Below are 19,697 nucleotides of genomic sequence, written 5' to 3' on the forward strand. Positions count from 1 at the left end.
TGTCTTTATAAACATCTACTGTATCGTTATTTGCATTGTCATGGAAGAAAATGTACGGATAACCCATTTGAACACGTCTAGATAAGAGTTTCGCCCAAACGTTACGCTTTTCTTCATCTCCACGGATCATTTCCTCAAGCCATTTGTCTGTTATTGAAACTCCGTGCGTTAACGTTTGAATTGGGTTTCCTTCTGTACCAATATCTAAAAACTCGTGGATATCCCCGTGTTCGATTGGTAAATATGGACTAAAACGACCACGACGAACTGATCCCTGACTAATCGTGTCAGTAACTTGTTCGAATAGTTTCATAAAGTGAACAGATCCACTCGTATGTCCGTTATCAGTAATTTCAGATCCACGTGGACGAATTTTACCGAAGTAACCGCTCGTTCCTCCACCGTATTTACTCATTAATGCAACTTCACTTGCTGTGTCCATAATTGATGGCACATTGTCTTCAATATATGAACCGAAGCAGCTAATTGATAATGCACGTTTTTTACCAAAGTTCGACCATACTGGGCTTGAAAGTGAATAAAACCCTCTACCCATGTAGTCGTAAAATTTATCTGAAAATCCATCTATACCTAAAATTTCTTCTGCTTTATTTGCGATATCTCTTATTCTTTGTTCAGGTGTTTCGCCTTCTGATAAATACCCGCGTTCTAGAAAGACGCGAGAATCTTCGTTAAGCCAATAAAATGGTTGTTTAGCCAATTGAAATCCTCCTAATTGTTTACTTCAAATCGTTTACGTCGAGCATTCTAAGTCTGATTGTTTGGTTTACCTCTTGTTTTGTCTTACCTTCTAAATCAGATTTTGGTGAGAAAATCGTGTCTCCACTTACTGATTGACTAAACTTCGTGTAGTTTACACTACGTTTATGAAGGAAGTCTGTGAGTTTTGTACCGATAACTTCATCGTCAAACCAAGATGTCTCAGCGACGAGTTTTTCATCGACGTCAAATAATTTTTCATACCCTACAGATACAAGTGAATTATTTAAACGTTGTTTAACGAATTCTTTAACGACGTTACTTGACATAAACTCAAGTTCACCTTCGCCTAAGATCCAGTCAATTACTTTTCCTTCTGACTCATATGCTTCACGGCACGCTTTATACACCGCTTCTTCCATATCCTCATCGAACCAATCTGGTTGTTCCTCGCGAATTGTATTTACAATGTCGATACCGAACATACCGTGGATTTGCTCTTCTTTAGAAGTCGCTTCGATAACGTTTGATAATCCTTTAAACATATTTCTATGCTTGTTAAATGACATCATAATTAAGAACTGACTAAATAATGACACGTGCTCAGTAAATAGTGAGAATAAAATCATCGATAAGATATACTCTCTATCATCTTCACTTCTCGCGTATTGAACCATACGTGTTAAATAATCGACACGTTGTTTTAACGCTGGAATGTCTTTGATTTTACTAAATTCATTATTCAGCCCTAAAATTTCGAGTAAATGACTGTACGCATCTGCGTGACGGACTTCTGATTCACTAAAGCTTGCACCAACCGCTCCGATTTCGTACTTCGGCATACGGTGATAAAGATCTCCCCAGAACGTTTTTACTGCAACTTCAACTTGGGAAATCGCAAGCATCGAACGTGTCACTGCAGTCTTCTCATGAGGTAACGCCCCTTGCATATAGTCTTGAATATCTGATGTATAGTTAAACTCTGTATGAATCCAGTAAGAGTGTCGAATCGCATCGACATACTGATATAATTCAGGGTATTCAAACGGCTTCATTTCCGCTCTTCTCTCAAAAATATCGCGCTTTCTCTTTTGCTTTTGACGATCTCTATAAATGATGTACGCACGCGCTGTATCTTTATAATCACTTTTCAGTAAAACGTCCTCTACGACGTCTTGAATATATTCAACTGTAATAATATCTTCGCTTTTTACTAGCACTTTAACAACTTGATCCGTTAAGTCATCAATCTTTTCAGCCATACCTGGTTCACCAGTTGCTTTATTCGCTTTAGACATTGCAACGGAAATCTTATTCTTATCGAAATTCACAATTTCGCCACTACGTTTTCTAATTTGTGTAATCAAAACTTCGACCTCATTTCTTTATCTTTCGATTATTCATTCTAACACTAACACGATAAAAATGGAATGACTTTTTGCTTAATTTTTTAAAACGACACACAATATATAGTGTGAAAAACTATGAAAACAAATAGAATAGCACAATATATAGATATATTATATTTAAGAAAAGAAAATCTTATCACGCAAATAAAAAGCCCTTACGTCTTTAAAAGATTAAAAACGTAAGAGCTATAAACAGCTAGTACACACCATAGTCTAGCTGCTGCATATGCATTAAATATTCGTGTCGTTTGAATTCGTCTAGCATTAAAGTTTCTCTCTGTGACAACAACGATCGATCATTAACTTCTGTTTCTCTATAAAATGCTTCACGTCTTAAGCTAATTTTATAATACAACTTCATCGCGTTAGAGTATTGTTTGTCGAATTGATAATAAGTCACATCAACGACGATATCTTCTCCGTTATAAAAATGAACGCGTGTACGACTTTCATCTTTTTCATACCGTTTAATATGTCTGATGTTAAACCAAAGATTATAAGAGTTACGGTCAGAAAACAAAGGAAAATAAATATAACTTCCAAAGAAATCAATCATAATTGGTGGCTTAGAAGTAATATTCGTCATATCCTTAGTAATTGCTTTCCTATGTAAATAATTCGAAGAGAACCGCAAACAATTCTCTGCCATTAACTTATTCGCTTCTTTTTTAATCACATACTCTTCTCCTGTAATTTCTCTAGCAATTGACGTGTTCGTATTGAAATAGTTATCCGAAGCAATATACATCGTATTTTTATTAATTGAATAATATGTAAGCACTACAATTACCTCCATGTGTCGTTAACTTATTATACAACATATGTTTATAAATGTTAAATAAAATAATCGTTATTATTTTCAGACAATTTCAAATATTATATTGACTTCCACATAACTACTCACTATAATAATAATTATCAATTGATTGGAGGCGTTACCAATGGAAAGTAAATCAGTTAAACTACTCGCTCAACGTCGTGCGTTTTTACAAGCCGCTACTGATCTTTCGGCGGATCTTATTCTCGAAGAGTCTTTAAATCATTTTAAAGAAGCACATTATTTACAAAAAATCGAAGAAGCGCTATTAACTATAAACGAAGAAATGTTTAATGAGTATACGGAGTTATTAAAAAATGTTAAAAATTAATATGAAAACTGTATTCAAATGAAAAAGCTGATCGAGATTTAATCATAAACTCAATCAGCTTTTTTAATTTAAAATAATATCGCAATAAATTCTAAATCCTCGTCTCCAACATTTTCAATCCCGTGAGACTGCCCTTTTTTAATAACGCAACATTCATTTGGTCCAACGATGTGTTCCTTCTTGTTTTCGTCAGTAAATAATCCTTTTCCTCTAACGATATGATAAATTTCAGCATCTTTATCATGTAAGTGATAACCAATTGAACTACCTTTTGGAAGTACAACATTCGCAACCATATCAATTGTTTCTAAGTCATTCTTTTTAACATGTTTATAAATTTCAATTGTGCCCTTACCACCGAAGTGGTTATCTATTTTTAAAGGTTCTTTTTCATTAAATATCATTTCATCACCTACTTAAAATTATTCTATCATTATACTTGGAAGGAACGTTGATAGTATCGGGAAGAATATAATAAGAATTACCATTGCTGCGACAATAATTAATATATGCGCGATATACGGTAGCGTCTTTTCTATACCCATTCCCTTATCTGTAATACTACACCCTGCAATTAGTGATAAACCGACCGGTGGTGTAATATTCGCGAGTGCGAAGTTCATAATAAGAACCATTCCAAAATGAATTGGATCGATATTGTACTGAATTGCGAGTGGCATGAATATTGGACTTAACAGTATAATTAGAGATGTTACTTCTGTTAACATACCTAAAATAAATAGTATTAAAGAAACGACTAATAAGAACATAATTGGTGAATCTACATAGCTAAAGAAAAAGTCCGAAATCGTAGCTGGAATCTTTTTAACCGTTAGTAAATATGTAAATGCACTTGCTGCAGAAATAATTACTAATATCGATGCCGACGTTACTGCTGAGTCTTTCATAATATGCTTAAAAGTTGAAAAACTCATTTCCTTATAGTAAATAGTAAGTAAGAAACTATATGCAACCGCAATGACGGCCGCTTCAGTTGCTGTCGCAACTCCTAAGAAGATACTTCCTAAAATGAAAACTGGCGCGAGTAACGGTAAAAATGCTTCCTTTGTCGTTTTTAAGAAATCTTCATTCGTTAACTTTTCTTCTCTAATTTCTCCATATCCTTTCATTCTCGCAATAACACTTACGTAAATACAAAGAAATAAAGTTAAAATAATTCCCGGTATAATTCCTGCTAAGAATAATTTACCAATTGAAATATTTGCTGTAATTCCTAAAATTACCATCGTAATACTCGGCGGTATAATTAGTCCTAATACTCCTGCTGGACCTATGATACTCGCTATAAACGAATTGCTATATTTTTCTTCTTTTAACCTCGGAACCAACACAGACCCTACAGCATAAGTCGTCGCGACTGTTGACCCTGACACTGTTCCGAATAATGCTGTTGTAATTACTGTTGTAATAGCAGTACCACCGGTTAATTTACCGACTAGCATTTTACTAAATGCCATTAATCTTTTAGTTAGTCCACCTTCAGCCATAATGTTACCGGCTAATATAAAAAGCGGTATTGCTAAATATGAAAAGTTATTTACACCAGCAAACATGCGCTGAATGAGAATCTCCAGTGGAACTCCGTCTAACAGTAATATTAGACTGACGACAATACCAATCACGAAAGCAATTGGCATCCCTAAAAATAACAGACCAAAAAATGCGAGTAATATTAATAGAATAGTCATACCTTCACCTCTTACTTGCTTTCATAAATATTTTTTGTTGATATGATTAAAAAATAAATTGAGAATAATGCACCGACAGGTAATGCTAAATAGAATATACTCATCGGTAACTGTAGAGATGACGATACGTAATTCATAGATGCAATTGAAAATTTAACTCCATAAAACGCAATAATTAAGAAAAATATTATAAGTAAACCGTTTACAATCAAGTTTACAAACCTTTTCTTTTTATCATCTAACTTGTTTACAAAGTATTGTACGGACAAGTGCATATCTTCATGAAATGCTAAACTCGTACCTAAAAAAGTCAGCCATACGATTAACAATCTTGATAACTCATCTGTACCGATAAGTGTAAAGTTTAAAAATCTTGCGATAACTTGAAGTAATATAATGACGGTTAATATCGTAATGGTAGCGATACATAGCCAGTTGAGTGTCTTTACTATCATCTTTTGCATGTTACACCTTCCTATTCAAATCCTGATGCTTTACGGTAAACATCCATTAACTCTTTACCGAACACTTTTTCTTCCCACTTATCATATACTGGAAGTAGCTTCTCTCTAAATGATTCTGTATTTACATCGTCGTTAATTTGCATACCGTTCTCTTCTAATTCTTGTAAATATGATGATTCATTTTCATCGTTTGCTGTATAAACATTTTCTGTAGACTTTTTCATTTCTTCTAAAATAATCTCTTGGTTTTCTTTAGAAATCTCATTCCACGTGTCTTCAGATACGACAACCATTACAGTATTGTAAAAGTGTCCTGTAAGCGATAAGTAGTCCTGTACTTCGTAGAATCTTGGTGCAGCTATGTTTGCGAGCGGGTTTTCTTGAGCATCTAATGCACCTTGTTGAAGGGCACCATAGACCTCACTAAATGCCATTACTGTTGGCATTGCTCCCAATGCTTCAAAAGTATCGACCCTTAAAGCAGTTTCAGCAACGCGTATATCTAAGTTCTTAACATCTTCAGGCTCTACAATTGGCTTAGAGTTATTCGTGATATGTCTAAATCCCCATTCTAAGTATCCAATTTGGTGAAGATTATATTCAGACGCAATTCCAGATAAATAATCACCAAATTCACCTTCATACGCTTCTCGTGCAGTTTGTTGATCTTTCCACATATATGGTAAGTCTTCAATAGCAAGGCGCATATCCAACGTTTGCATTGAACCAATCATAATTGCGCCAGCATCCATTGCACCCATTTGGATTTGTTGAAGCATCTCTGTTTCAGATCCAAGCTTACTATTTCCATATATATCAAATGTCACTTTTCCATTTGTTCTCTCTTCAACCGCTTCTGCCATTCGCTCTAGTTCGTCTGACGCAGCGGTTCCTGGAGATAGTGCGTGCCCAAGCTGTAACTCTATATTGTCCTTTTCATCCGCATGATTTGAGCACCCTGCGAGCAAGACTAAAAAGATAACCATTACCATCTTTCTCATTATCCATCCCTCTTTTTGATAACGTTTTCATATATATGCATTTAAGTTTATAAGAATTAAAAATTTTAGTCAACAATTAGCTTTATTATTATTCATATAAAAAACCGAGCTAAGGTTTACCTTAACTCGGTTTTCTCCTCTATATCTCTTTCGAATGTATTTCCTCTCTTGTCATGTCTAAAATCAAGTGATCGAGTTCTTCTCGTTTTAGGCTTTTTAGTTTATTAAACTGGAACATGAAGAATGCTGCGCCGAGGATTGTCCAGATGCCTAATGCGATATATGACGGTAGTGTGAGTCCTGCTGGCGATCCTGGGATTAGTAATAGTGCCAGGAATACTGTTGAGATGATTGCTCCGATGACTCCAAATACCGTATATAGTGTGTTTTTATGGCGTTTATCGCTAAAGAATTTTACTGTGACTAAACTCGTTGCTAAAAATGCAATCGATACACCAACGGATGACATATCGACGATCCAGCTGAGTGCTGTACGTCCAAGCCAAGGCGCTGCTAAACAGACGACCATGACGAATATGATTGCGTTTAACGGTGTATTTGTTTTTCTATGAAGTTTTGAAAAAGCTTCTGGTATAAATTTCGCACGACCTAATGCAAAGATGAGTCGTGATGATGATAAGTAAAATCCATTTAATCCTGTAAATACACCAAATGAAATCGACAGTGCTAAGAAGAATAGTCCGATTTTACCAAACGCTGAATTAATGACGTCTCCTGTTAACCATAGCTTAGACTCCTCAAGCATTTCAGTATACGGGAACGTCCACGATGTAATTAAAATCATAAGCACGTATGTAACAATACTTGCAACGATTCCAAATACAATCAGTTTAAACGTCTGATTCGCTTCAAAGTTAAATTCTTCTGCTGCTTGCGGGATGTTGTCAAAACCGACATACATCCACGGTGCAATTGCAACGATTACGATAATCGATTTGAATACACCCGCGTCTTCATTAAAGAGTGGAACTGCATTTTCAAAGCTAAATGTCGACGGTGTAAATGATAAAGTAAATAATCCCGCCACAACGATTGCCATAAATAAACAAAAGTAAAACTGCAGTTTCCCTGAAAGTCCTGAACCTTTAAAACTAATTATCGCAAATACGATTAAAATAAATGTCGATAAAATAACTTCAGTAATATATACGTCCCAACCTGCGATTGAATATAAGTATCCAACTTCTAAAAAGTCCGGAAGTATAAACTTAAATAGTAAACTAAAAGCACTCGCGTTGACTGCTACTACACATATATATCCGAAAATTAAAAACCATGATGATATGAAACTAAAGTACTTTCCGAATCCAACATATGTAAATGCAAATTCTCCCCCAGACACTGGAAACTTTGCTGTTAACGCACCGTATCCAACTGCGATCATTAACATGAGTAATCCACCGATAATGATCCCTAAAACGGCACCGAGCGTACCTGAAGATTTTAACCAGTCACCTGGTAATATGAACGCACCCCATCCGATCGATGAACCGTAAGCGATTGCCCATACAAAACGCCTCGACATCGTACTGTCGAATGACTCACGTTTTTCTTTACGTTTTTTCATGATATCCCCTCAAATAATTTAGTATATAAATTTTACTTACCCTAAATTTTTGAGAATAAACGGGATATTTCGATTTTCGATATATTTTATACGATTAGTTCTAAAAATTCCTCTCTTGTAATACGTCCTAAATAGTGCGGTATATCAACATCTTTCAGTGCTTCGTCGATCGATTTATAATCGTGTCTAACACCGATTAATTTTTCTTCAATATCTTTAATCTCTCCAATTCCAAAGAAATCTCCGAAAATTGCCCCACGTTCTATTATTCCCTTTTGGACTTCTAAACGGACATCTAATAGTCCTGCATCAAATTTATGACTCGCTTCAAAATTGTAGTGTGGGTTTTTACCAAAGTTCCAATCATCAGTTTGGTACTTTTCTTTAGATAATGTCATGATTTTATCCCAGTCTTCATCTGTTAACTCATACTCTTCAATTTCCTCTACACTACCAAATATCTTTTCTAAAATAAGTCGTTTAAATCGTTCGATATCTAATGGTTCATCTAAAAACTCATTCACGTTACCTACGCGACTTCTTACAGATTTAATACCTTTTGATTCGATCTTTTTAGGGTTTACTTTTAGTGAGTTTTGAACCGCTTCAAGGTCGCTATCTAGCATAATCGTTCCGTGACTAAACATACGTCCTTTAATAGACACCATCGCATTGCCTGAAATCTTTTTACCATTCACTTCAATGTCATTTCTACCGACAAGTTCTGCTGGAACACCTAGATCATTTAATACGTCGACAATTGGTTGCGTAAACTTTTTAAAGTTGTGGAAACTATTTCCATCATCTTCAGTTACAAAACTAAAGTTTAAGTTGTTTTTATCGTGATACACAGCACCACCGCCACTCACTCTACGTACGACTTTAATGCCATTTTCACGTGTATATTTTTCATTAATTTCTTCAACAGTATTTTGGTTTTTTCCGATGATGATCGATGGTCCGTTTACATAAAATAAAAAATACGAATCATCTGTTGGAATCTCTCTTAAGACGTATTCCTCCATCGCTAAGTTAATCATTGGGTCATCTATATTTTTATTTGATATAAATTTCATTGTTTTCCTCCATTAAAAAAGACTTACTGCCATTATAGCAAGTAAGTCTAATTGATACATTTAATTGATAATCTCATTTGCAGTTTCTTTTGCTGTTTTTACACAGTCCGGTAATCCAACTGCATAATGCGGTGCGCCGATTAAATAAAGGCCTTTATAATTTTCCTTTAAGTACGCGTGAATTTTATCGATCATTTCTTTATGACCGACTAAGTAGTTCGGTGCAGCGTCAGGCATACGTGTAATAATATGGAACTCGGGCTCTCCCTTAATGTTCATCATCTTATCTAAGTCACGTCTAACAGCTTCTAAAATTTCTTCGTCCTTACCGTTTTTAATGAGACCACTTAGTTTTTCATTGTTCGGCTTTCCAATATAAGCACGAAGTAACGCTTTACCCTCTGGTGCGGAATGTGCCCACTTTTTGTTTGTCCACGTACATGCAGTCATCGCCATGTCATCTTCTTGACGATTAATTACAAATCCAGTACCGTCGAGTGCGTTATCGACTTGTGATTCGTCAAAGCATAATACGATATTGGCCACTGTCGTCGCCTTCATATGGTTAAAGTACTCTAACATCGGATCGTCAATTAAATCTTTATATGCAAAATGCATCGTCGCAACGACGACATCACTATATTCTTTTTTACTATTACTAACAGTAACTTCATAGTGATCATCGTGTTTTTCAATTTTTTCAACTGGTGTATTTAAATAAATGTGACCACCTTGAGATTCGATAACTTCTTTTAAACGGTCTATAAAAGACTCTAGTCCATTTTTAAATTGATAAAACATCCCTTGTTTTTTATCCACTGGTGTTTTAACTCCAGTATTTTGACTGCGCTTTTTGCGTTCGTACATTCCTTTGATAAGGCTACCGTAACGTTCTTCTTCTTCTTTAAAGAATGGATACGTCGCCATTAAACTCATCTCGTCTAAAGCTGTACTATAAACTCCGCCGAGAAGTGGCTCGATCATATTTGTCGCGACTTCTTCACCGAGACGCTTCTTAAAGAATTCTCCAGCGGATATATCCCCATGCATTTCAACGACTGGAATTTGATAATCGAGTAACGCACGTGCTTTTCCTCTTACAGATAAGAGTTCTGTATCTTGAATTGCTTCTTTAGTCGTCGGCACACCTAATATCGTGTTTTGTGGGACAGGACTGAGTGAACCGTTCGCATAAATGAATGATTGACCCGTTAAATTTCGAACGAGGTCATCTTTCATACCGATTTCTACTGCGAGATCTGTCAGTTCAGGTTTACGACTAATGTAAGATTCTGCACCTTGCTCGATGACAAAACCATTTTTACGGTATGTTTTAATTTTACCGCCGAGTCTCTCACTCGCTTCGTATAAATCGACAGCAATCCCTCTTTTAGATAAATAATATGCTGTAGATAATCCTGTAACCCCGCCTCCGACAATACATACTTTTTTCACGTGACTCACCTCTTTATAGCTTTTCGATTTCGTTTGCCATTGCGTCGATGAATCTTTGGTCCGTGTTCGGCATTGGTGGACGGTGGTACACTGCGTTGTTACGGTCCGTCACTACTTTACATTCGTAGTCGTTATCGTATAACACTTCTAAATGTTCACATACAAAACCTAATGGTAAGTAAACAAAGTGTTTAAATTGATGTTCATCGTATAAGTCTTGCGTTAAATCTTGAACGTCAGGACCTAACCAAGGATCTGGTGTGTTTCCTTCAGACTGCCATCCTGTGAAATAATGACCGTAATTCGCACGCTCACGAATGAGTTCCATCGTCTCTTCTAATTGTTTTGGATATGGATCGTTATTTTCGACGATCATTTTTTCCGGTAAGCTATGTGCACTTACAATAATTGCTGTTTTATCGTGCTCATCTTCTGGAATAGTTTTCATCGTTTCTTCGACTTGTTCTACCCAGTAATCAATGAACGGCTCTTGACGATAAAAATCATCGACTGATTTTACTGAAATACCGTACTTTTCTGCTTCTTCTTTTGCACGTTTGTTATAAGTTTCTACAGAAAACGCTGAATAATGCGGTGCAAGTACGACAGTTTCAATTTCTTTAATGCCCGCTTTATTAATGTCTTCAACCGCTTCTTCGATAAACGGTGTGATGTGTTTTAATCCGATAAATAACTCATACTCATCGTCACTACGCTTATTCATTTCTTCAACTAATGCGAGCGCTTGACGTTTTGTTGTATCTTTTAATGGAGATACACCACCGATTGCTTTATAACGCATTTTTAAATCTTCTAATGCTTCTTCCGAAGGTGGACGTCCGTGACGTATATGTGTGTAATACGGTTCGATATCTGATTCTTGATACGGCGTTCCGTACGCCATTACGAGTAATGCTTTTTTTGCCATGTTAAATTACAATCCTTTCGAATAATTGTGAACGAATTCTGTTAATCGTTTTAACGTATCTGGATTTACCTCAGGGAATACCCCGTGCCCTAAGTTGAAAATATGACCTTTGTTTTGACCTTGATCTAAAATTTGAGATGCATACTTTTCAATAACGTCCCATTCTGCAAGTAGAATTGCTGGGTCTAAGTTTCCTTGTAATGACTTATTAATACCCATTTCTCTTGCTTCTTTAATCGATGTTCTCCAGTCAAGACCAATTACGTCACTACCTAACGTGTCCCACTCTTTTAATAAGTGGCTCGCACCAATACCAAAAATTGTGACTGGTACACCTAATTTTTTCGTTTCACTAATTAAACGACGCATAGAGTTACCTAAATAGTACTCATAATCTTCTTTGTTTAATGCACCTGCCCATGAGTCAAAGATTTGAATCATTTTAGCACCCGCATCCACTTGTGCTTTTAAGTAAATGATACTCATGTCTGTTAATTTTTCCATTAATGCAAACCATGTTTTTTCATCGTTATACATTAACGATTTTGTCTTGTGGTATCTTCTTGTCGGGCCCCCTTCGATCATGTAGCTTGCGACAGTGAACGGCGCTCCACAGAATCCAATTAACGGAACGTTTAATTTTTCATTGACTAAAATGTCGATTGCTTTTACTGTGTAATCTAAATCTTTTGTTGGATCGAGTTCACCAAGTGCTTCGACGTCTTCAATGCGTCGAATCGGGTTATCGATGACAGGCCCTACACCTTTTACGATATCAACATCGATACCAATCGGTGCAAGTGGTGTAATAATATCTTTGTAAAGAATCGCAGCATCTACATTGTAGTTTTCAACAGGTGTTGCTGTTAAATAAGCTGTAATCTCTGGATTCTTCGTAATTTCGATTAACCCACCATATTGTTCTTTGATCTTATTGTACTCTGGTTGTGAACGTCCAACTTGACGCATAAACCAAACAGGTGTGTAATCTGTTTTCTCTCCTCGAGCTGCTCTTAAAATCGTATCATTAAACAATGATTTTCCCCCTAATTACTTTTGTATCGACAATATTGTAACATGATATATGAAGTTTTCGTGAAATGTGAATGAATTGTCATATTTAAAAATTTCCTAAATGTTTAACAAGTTTTCGATTATGGCTATATATAATGTAAGATGAATAACAACTTAGAAAGAATGAGAGGTAATCATTATGTATTTTCACAAAACAAACGGAACAGTAAGCTACTTAGAAAGTTTAAAAGAAAAATATCCGAACACTCACTTACAAGCAAACCCGAACACTGCAGTATTATATTATGAAGATAACGAAGAAAAATCTGCATTTGAAACAGAACAATCATACGAAATTGTAGACTCTAAAGGTGATTTAAGCGAAGATCATCCAACATACGCAGTTCATATCCCTGCATATGGTATTGGAAAATCGACGATCATTTCACACTTAAGTGATTTTAAATCTGAGTTAGACAACGTAAAAGGTGTTAAATCATACCGCATCACACGTAAGCTCGATCAAGATAGCTATTTAGTCTTTGTCACATTTACGAGCATCGATGCATACCATGACTTTAAACAGACAGACACATTTAAAAATTACTTAACTCAAGATGTGCTTAAAAAATTCCAAAACGAAGAAAGTATGTTCCAAGACTTCGCAACGTCACAACTTTACTTTACTGTTAAAGAAGTAGAAGAAGACGAATTTTAAACATAAAAACGCGCCTGAGATTAATCACTCAGTGCGCGTTCTTTTATTTTTCACCAACTATTTTAATATATGTTCGTGATGTAATCATATACATAACGATATATACAACCATCATAGCAACAATTACACTAGCATAGCTCGTAACAAATAATGATATATCGTTAATTCCAAGTAACCCGAGGACTTTATACACTATTTTCGACGCAAACAATGTATGAATCACTGCGGTTATAATAGGTAGCCCAAAAATTACAAGTATTTGTCTACGAATTGTCAATTTAATGAGTGAAAATGATAACCCAAGTTTTTGCATAATTTGATAGTTATCTTTATCCGCATAACCTTCAGAAATTTGTTTGTAATACATAATTAAAAACAGACCTGCAAGTAATGTAATTGATACAACTACTCCGATAAAAACGAGACCACCGTTTAAATAGTATATCATTTTTTTAATTTCTTCTTTACTATCAATCGGCAGACCAGTAGTCTCTTTATACGATTGAACAGTTTCATCTAGTCTATCTTTTGCTTCATGATTTTTTGCATTAAATACAATCGCTTTTACTTCTGCCATTTCACCATTTTCTTCATTATAGAATGCCTGAAACTCTTTATATAATTCCTCATTCGGTACGACCACATATAATGCATCAATTCCAATTCGTGACTGAATTAAATTATCATCCACAAACCTAACATTTAACGCATTATTATTTAAAAAGTTAAGTTTAGAATCCTCATTATAACGTTTCATATTACTACTGACTAAAATTTCATTGTCATCTAAAGTTAAATTTGTATCATGATATTCATTATGACTGTCGACTGTTTGTAGAAACATATACATCATAGTTGTTTTAGTTGGATTTTTTAAATGTTTAAAGTTTTCAATAACACCATCACGATCTATAACTGGTAACTCTATAAACTTTCTCATTTTTAAAGACTCTACATCGTCATTCAGTTTCAAATTATCGTATAACTCTTGCATTTCAGGAAACTCGTTTTCATCGTTTACAGAAAGACTTATTTCATAATCGTATTTTTGAATATGTTCAATTTGTGTTTGAATTCCACGGTAAGTCGTCAAACTTAGTCCGAGGGTAACGATTAATAATGTTAAGATCATTGTAATACTTGCTAATCCAACAACATGTGATTTTAAACGTGAATTAAGTCCTGATATTGTAAAGAAATGTTTCTTTTTATAATACATTTCACTGCTCTTTAATATGTTTAAAGCGATAAACGTCACGGACATGAATATAAAATACGTACCAATTAGGACAAATACTGCGGCGATTAGAATGATAAATATCGACTCTATGACACCGGTTGTTGTTAATGCTAAGTAATATCCATATGCAAGTGATGATGTTCCAAGTATAGATAGGATTGTGATCACTAATTTTGAAGTTTTCTTTTCTCCTGCTTTATCTGTCTTCATCAACTGAATAGGACTTTGTCTAGTAATATGAATGTTACTAATAATAAATAACATTACGAAGATAAAGAAAATAAATACAGTTAAAATAATACTCACTTCAATACTAAAAGGATAATCCATAATAGATACGCCTGTATTTTGAACAAGTTTATTTAAAGTTAAAAATATTAAATTTCCAAATAGATAACCTAAAACAATACTTAAAAATGACACTATAATAAATTCTACAACTAATTCATAGAAAATGATTAATCGGATATGTTTCTTTTCCATACCGAGTACCATATTAATTGCAAATTCTTTTTTCCGACGTTTAATCACAAAATTATAAGCGTAAATCACGAATATTAAAACGAGCATACCGACAAGAACATTGGCATAAATCATTATTTCAATAAGATCGCTACTGCGTTCGTTTAAGTAATCATTAAAAATTAAAGATAAAAATATATACTCCAGTCCAAACATTACAGATACTGCAATGACAAACGGTATAATAATTTCTCTTAATGCTTTAAAATTTCTAACAACGAGTTTACTAATGAGTTTAAATGTCATCTTACTCACCACTTTCGCTTAGCATTGTAAGGCTTTCTGATATTCTCTTTTGAAACTCTTGGTTTGAATTGTCACCTTTATAAATTTCATGATAGACTTTACCATCTTTTATGAATAATACGCGTTTTGCATAGGCAGCATCAGTTACTGAATGTGTGACAAGTAAAATAGTATGTTGATCTTCATTAACTTTTTGAAATAATTCCATTATTTCTTTTGATGTCTTCGAGTCTAATGCACCTGTAGGCTCATCAGCGAGTAATATTTTTGGATCAGTGATCAGTGCACGTGCGATTGCGACTCTTTGTTGTTGTCCCCCAGAAATCTCATATGGAAATTTATCGATATGAGACTCAATGTTTAGTGATTTCACGAGTGGCATTAATTTTTCTTTCATAGCACTCGGTTTCACATCAGACAATACGAGTGGCATTAAAATATTATCTTTATTAGTCATTGTATGAAGGACATTAAAATCTTGGAATACAAACCCAAGCTGATCACGACGGAACTGAGCAACATCTTTATTTTTTAATAATGATAAGTCTTGACCATCAATTAAAACTGTTCCATCTGTCGGTGTGTCGAATGTTGCAATTATATTTAATAAAGTAGATTTTCCAGAACCAGACTCTCCCATTATTGCAACAAACTCACCTTCTTGTATAGAAAAGTTCATTTGCTTTAATGCCGTCACCTTATTATTTCCACGACCAAATTCTTTTGATAAATTTTTAACTTCAAGTAACATATCTTCACCTCTTATTGATTTAAATCAAGTATAAAACACAAAAAAACCAAGTACATTTATATATTCTTACAAACATACTTGGTAATCTTACATTATTGTAAGGTTATTGATTTCTTAAATTTAATTTTAAAAGTCGTAAACTCATTTATCTTAGAGTCAACGGAAACATTTTGATTCAAACGATGTGCTATACTCTGAACAATGTATAGGCCAACACCACTAGATTTTTCATCGAACATACCATTGAATCCTGAATATCCTTTATCAAATATTTTAGGTAGATCCGACTCTGAAATTCCAATACCTGTATCTCTAATTACGAGTTCTTCTGTTCGATCATCAAAATAAATATATATATCTTTACCCTTTGCATATTTTAGTGCATTATTTAGAATTTGTTCTATCATAATTGCCGTCCACTTGGGATCTGTCAGAACAACTGCTTCAATTTTATCATAATGTAATTTCGTACCATTATGTATAAAAATAATGGCGTACCTTTTAATCACTTGCTGAATAATTGAATCTAAATCTGTTTCTTTAAATGACATGTCTGTTGAATCATTCATGATTTTTAAATAATTTAATGCTAGATTCGTATAGTTATCAATTTGAAAGATTTCTTGTTTCAGTCGATCATTTTGATTATCATCTTTTCGTTCAAGCAAAAGCTTTGAAGCAGTAATTGGTATTTTGATTTGGTGAACCCATAACAGAAAATAGGATTCGAGTTCTTCTCGGTAATTATATTCTTTATTTTTTTGTTGCTGAATTTGGGTTTTTAGTCTCTCTATCTGTTCAGATTTATTTTCTTCATCTATAAAAGTGAAAAATTGAGTGATAAAGTAAATCACATATACTGTAAATATAATCGCAATGCTTAGTACATATGCTCGAAATGTAAGATCAAACAGATAGAATACAATTAAAAATAATAGTGATATAAAAGCAATGATAATTACTTCGTTTTTCTTACTTGATAGATATCGCTTCATTTATACATCCTTTAATCGATAGCCATAATTCTTTTTAGTTTCAATCGAACCGTCTAGTCCAATTTTTTTCAGTTTCTTTCTAAGCCGAGCTATGTTAACTGCAAGGGTATTATCATCTATAAAATGTGAAGATTCCCAGCATCTTTCTATGAGAGTATTTCGACTCACAAAATGAGTAAAGTTTTGAAGTAATAACTGTATAATTAAATATTCAGTATGTGTACATTCTATCGATTGATCTCGATATGTAAACGTCATCGTATCGAGCGAAAGACTATACTCACCCTTATTTAGTACATTTAAATCCTTTTTGAATTCATATGTTCGTCTGAGTAGCGCTTGAATTTTACTTATGGCAACATTCATATTAAATGGCTTTTCTATAAAATCATCTCCACCCATTTGCATCGCCATAATCTGATCCATACTTTCTTGTCTTGAGCTAATAAATACAATAGGAACCGTTGAAAATTTACGTATTTCTTGACACCAATAATAACCATTATATGATGGTAAATTGATGTCAAGAAGTATAATATGAGGCTCTTCATCTTTTACTTGTTGATCAATCGTATTGAATTCTTCAGCTGTCGTCACTGTATAATCCCATTTTTCTAATTCAATTTTAAAACTTTCTCTAATTGTCACATCATCTTCTACGATAAATATTTTCATTAAATACCTCGATTTCAATTAGAAAGCACGATTGAATGATGGATATATAACCAAATTTTAATTTTTAATGGGTTAATCACTCAGTGCGCGTTCTTTTTTATATACGTTTTTAGATAATAGTTGATTTAATACGTAACCAAAGATTGGGAAGATTAGACCGATATAAAACTCTTTATTGTGCATAATGACAAAGATGATTACAAATATAATCGATATGACGAATATTACTTTATGTGAGTAGCGTATATAAGATTTTTGGATATTACTACGTCGTACTGGCCATATTTTCGGCCATAGTAAATACGCTTGTGACTGGTAAATTTGTGTGAGCTGTAAAATGATAATGTATAGTACAAACAATGAAAATATAACAGTCACATATATGTTTGACATCCAGACGATGAAAATTGTAAATAAAAGCATTAACCTTAAAATAATCATCGGCAAATCAAAGTCTCTTAAAAAGCTACGATGAAACATATAATCATACATATGATTTTGATCGAAATGCTTTACGTTTTGTTTTCTCATGAATACGTCTAAATATTTGCGACGCTTGAATTTTTTATCTGCATTTTTTACGTTCGCAAACATCGAAATAATCGTATTAAAACGGTTAATTTCATGTGTTTCGTAATCTACTAATCTCGTCCAATTCACTTTTAAGATTCGTTTTTTTCGAGTAATAAGTAAAACGATACTTAATACGAGCGGGATTAGTGCGACAAAGTATATGTTAACTAACGTTAAATATAATAATATCGCGTTAAAAACGATTAAAACATACATAACAAGTTGAGTGTTCAGTAACGTGTGAATCGTTTCAACTTTTATTTTAAACGTTAAATATACTGTCACGATTACTGCGACTGAAAATATCGCAAATTCAATTAGCGTATGGTTAATTAAAACGAGCATAAACGTTAATATCACCATAACGACTGGGAATATATAACTGAGCGCTAACGAGTATCGCTCTGCTTCTTTAAAATATCCATTTAATTCATCTTCTACAGGTACTAAAAAGATAAGGTCCGCTTCTTTTAACAAACTGCGATACGTCGGTGTAATCGATAACGCTACGAGTACAGCGACTAACATATCGACGTATATATTGTTATGTAGCACGTCACGTAACTCAAATAACGAATAGAAAAACGCACCGAGCGCGATCGTTAAAAAGATTAAAAAGTGACTGTTAAAAATAAACTTCATATAATACATACGTTTAGATATGTCTTTATCCATCCGTGTTTTAAATAAATCAGTCCACATTGCTGTCACCTGTTAAATGTAAATAAATATCATCTAACGTACCATTAATGCCTGTCTCTTCTCTTAGAGAATCGATCGTACCGTCTGCGATTTTTTTACCGTGATGAATAATAATATATCTGTCACAATATCTTTCAGCTGTTGCTAAAATGTGCGTACTCATTAAAATAGATTTACCTTTATTTCGCATAGATATCATCAACTCAATTAAACCTTCGATACCTAACGGGTCGAGTCCTAGAAACGGTTCATCTATTATAAATAACTCAGGTTCAACGACAAACGCACAAATTAGCATGACCTTTTGTTTCATCCCTTTAGAGAAATGTGCTGGAAACTTATCGAGTTCATTTTCTAAACGAAACAGTTTGAGTAGTGGCTCTGCTCTTGTCATCGCCATGTCTTCAGTTAAACCGTATGCCATTGCTGTCATATGAATGTGCTCTCTTAGCGTCAATTCTTCGTATAAAATTGGTGTCTCAGGGATATACGTTAAATGTTTACGCATATTTTCGTCTCGGATATTTTTATCTAATACTTTTATCTCTCCACTATGTGGGGATAAAAGTCCTAATATATGTTTAATTGTCGTACTTTTACCGGCACCATTTAAACCGATTAAACCGACGATCTCCCCTTCTTTTAAAGAAAAAGAAATATCGTGAATAATTGGTGTTTTACCATAACCACCAGTAACGTTTTGTAACTCTAAAATGTTCATATTGAAACTCTCTTTCAATTTGTTATTCGTGTATATAAGTAT

The 19,697-nt window shown here is 34.0% G+C and carries 19 protein-coding genes and 1 pseudogene; 2 read left to right on the top strand and 18 right to left on the bottom strand.

Features of this window, described 5'->3' with window-relative positions:
- The 3 genes and pseudogenes from HMPREF3029_RS06405 to HMPREF3029_RS06415 form a co-directional block, all read right to left on the bottom strand.
- Positions 1-721: pseudogene (locus HMPREF3029_RS06405) on the bottom strand (hypothetical protein); the annotation flags it as partial.
- A 19-nt stretch (positions 722-740) separates the two neighbouring features.
- Entirely contained in the window at positions 741-2,087 is a 1,347-nt protein-coding gene (locus HMPREF3029_RS06410) for a ribonucleotide-diphosphate reductase subunit beta (RefSeq protein ID WP_070710201.1), read from the bottom strand.
- A 238-nt stretch (positions 2,088-2,325) separates the two neighbouring features.
- Entirely contained in the window at positions 2,326-2,910 is a 585-nt protein-coding gene (locus HMPREF3029_RS06415) for a competence protein ComK (protein ID WP_070456174.1), read from the bottom strand.
- A 160-nt stretch (positions 2,911-3,070) separates the two neighbouring features.
- On the opposite strand from HMPREF3029_RS06415, the gene HMPREF3029_RS06420 reads away from it, so the two are divergent.
- Complete coding sequence (locus HMPREF3029_RS06420) at positions 3,071-3,277, top strand: hypothetical protein (protein WP_070710202.1); 207 nt, start codon at positions 3,071-3,073, stop codon at positions 3,275-3,277.
- A 68-nt stretch (positions 3,278-3,345) separates the two neighbouring features.
- On the opposite strand, the gene HMPREF3029_RS06425 is transcribed toward HMPREF3029_RS06420, so the two are convergent.
- From HMPREF3029_RS06425 to hemE, 9 genes are all read right to left on the bottom strand, one after another.
- On the bottom strand, positions 3,346-3,681 hold the full coding sequence (locus tag HMPREF3029_RS06425) for a cupin domain-containing protein (protein ID WP_070710203.1): 336 nt from the start codon (positions 3,679-3,681) through the stop codon (positions 3,346-3,348).
- An 18-nt stretch (positions 3,682-3,699) separates the two neighbouring features.
- Entirely contained in the window at positions 3,700-4,986 is a 1,287-nt protein-coding gene (locus HMPREF3029_RS06430; RefSeq protein ID WP_070710204.1) for a TRAP transporter large permease, read from the bottom strand.
- Between the two features lie 11 nt (positions 4,987-4,997).
- The gene (locus tag HMPREF3029_RS06435; protein WP_070710205.1) at positions 4,998-5,450 is read right to left on the bottom strand and encodes a TRAP transporter small permease; all 453 of its coding nucleotides are present in this window, start codon (positions 5,448-5,450) and stop codon (positions 4,998-5,000) included.
- 11 nt (positions 5,451-5,461) lie between these two features.
- Positions 5,462-6,451, bottom strand: coding sequence for a DctP family TRAP transporter solute-binding subunit (locus tag HMPREF3029_RS06440; RefSeq protein WP_070710206.1), 990 nt, complete (start codon positions 6,449-6,451; stop codon positions 5,462-5,464).
- Positions 6,452-6,590: 139 nt separating this feature from the next.
- A complete protein-coding gene (locus tag HMPREF3029_RS06445) occupies positions 6,591-8,039 on the bottom strand; it encodes an APC family permease (protein WP_070710207.1) in 1,449 nt (482 codons plus the stop codon).
- A gap of 86 nt (positions 8,040-8,125) precedes the next feature.
- The gene (locus tag HMPREF3029_RS06450) at positions 8,126-9,115 is read right to left on the bottom strand and encodes a lipoate--protein ligase (protein ID WP_070710208.1); all 990 of its coding nucleotides are present in this window, start codon (positions 9,113-9,115) and stop codon (positions 8,126-8,128) included.
- A gap of 60 nt (positions 9,116-9,175) precedes the next feature.
- On the bottom strand, positions 9,176-10,570 hold the full coding sequence (gene hemG / locus HMPREF3029_RS06455; RefSeq protein WP_070710209.1) for a protoporphyrinogen oxidase: 1,395 nt from the start codon (positions 10,568-10,570) through the stop codon (positions 9,176-9,178).
- Between the two features lie 13 nt (positions 10,571-10,583).
- A complete protein-coding gene (gene hemH, locus HMPREF3029_RS06460) occupies positions 10,584-11,498 on the bottom strand; it encodes a ferrochelatase (RefSeq protein WP_040929048.1) in 915 nt (304 codons plus the stop codon).
- A gap of 6 nt (positions 11,499-11,504) precedes the next feature.
- Complete coding sequence (hemE, locus tag HMPREF3029_RS06465; RefSeq protein ID WP_070622925.1) at positions 11,505-12,533, bottom strand: uroporphyrinogen decarboxylase; 1,029 nt, start codon at positions 12,531-12,533, stop codon at positions 11,505-11,507.
- A gap of 178 nt (positions 12,534-12,711) precedes the next feature.
- Here hemE and HMPREF3029_RS06470 point away from each other — a divergent pair, with 178 nt between their 5' ends.
- Entirely contained in the window at positions 12,712-13,230 is a 519-nt protein-coding gene (locus HMPREF3029_RS06470) for an antibiotic biosynthesis monooxygenase (RefSeq protein WP_070622928.1), read from the top strand.
- Positions 13,231-13,273: 43 nt separating this feature from the next.
- Here HMPREF3029_RS06470 and HMPREF3029_RS06475 read toward each other — a convergent pair whose 3' ends face one another.
- The 6 genes from HMPREF3029_RS06475 to HMPREF3029_RS06500 all read right to left on the bottom strand — a co-directional run bounded on the left by HMPREF3029_RS06475 (position 13,274) and on the right by HMPREF3029_RS06500 (position 19,655).
- Positions 13,274-15,238, bottom strand: a complete 1,965-nt coding sequence (locus HMPREF3029_RS06475; protein WP_070622931.1) for an ABC transporter permease — start codon at positions 15,236-15,238, stop codon at positions 13,274-13,276.
- Between the two features lies 1 nt (position 15,239).
- A complete protein-coding gene (locus HMPREF3029_RS06480; protein ID WP_070622933.1) occupies positions 15,240-15,989 on the bottom strand; it encodes an ABC transporter ATP-binding protein in 750 nt (249 codons plus the stop codon).
- 92 nt (positions 15,990-16,081) lie between these two features.
- Complete coding sequence (locus tag HMPREF3029_RS06485) at positions 16,082-16,984, bottom strand: sensor histidine kinase (protein WP_070622936.1); 903 nt, start codon at positions 16,982-16,984, stop codon at positions 16,082-16,084.
- Complete coding sequence (locus tag HMPREF3029_RS06490; protein ID WP_070710210.1) at positions 16,985-17,659, bottom strand: response regulator transcription factor; 675 nt, start codon at positions 17,657-17,659, stop codon at positions 16,985-16,987.
- A 72-nt stretch (positions 17,660-17,731) separates the two neighbouring features.
- Positions 17,732-18,934 (bottom strand): ABC transporter permease, encoded by a 1,203-nt coding sequence (locus HMPREF3029_RS06495; RefSeq protein WP_070710211.1) that lies wholly within the window; start codon positions 18,932-18,934, stop codon positions 17,732-17,734.
- The gene (locus tag HMPREF3029_RS06500; protein ID WP_070710212.1) at positions 18,924-19,655 is read right to left on the bottom strand and encodes an ABC transporter ATP-binding protein; all 732 of its coding nucleotides are present in this window, start codon (positions 19,653-19,655) and stop codon (positions 18,924-18,926) included. The genes HMPREF3029_RS06495 and HMPREF3029_RS06500 overlap by 11 nt, the downstream gene beginning before the upstream one ends.
- Positions 19,656-19,697 lie beyond the last annotated feature (42 nt).

Source organism: Nosocomiicoccus sp. HMSC059G07 (genome assembly GCF_001815515.1).
Lineage (GTDB): Bacteria > Bacillota > Bacilli > Staphylococcales > Salinicoccaceae > Nosocomiicoccus > Nosocomiicoccus ampullae_A.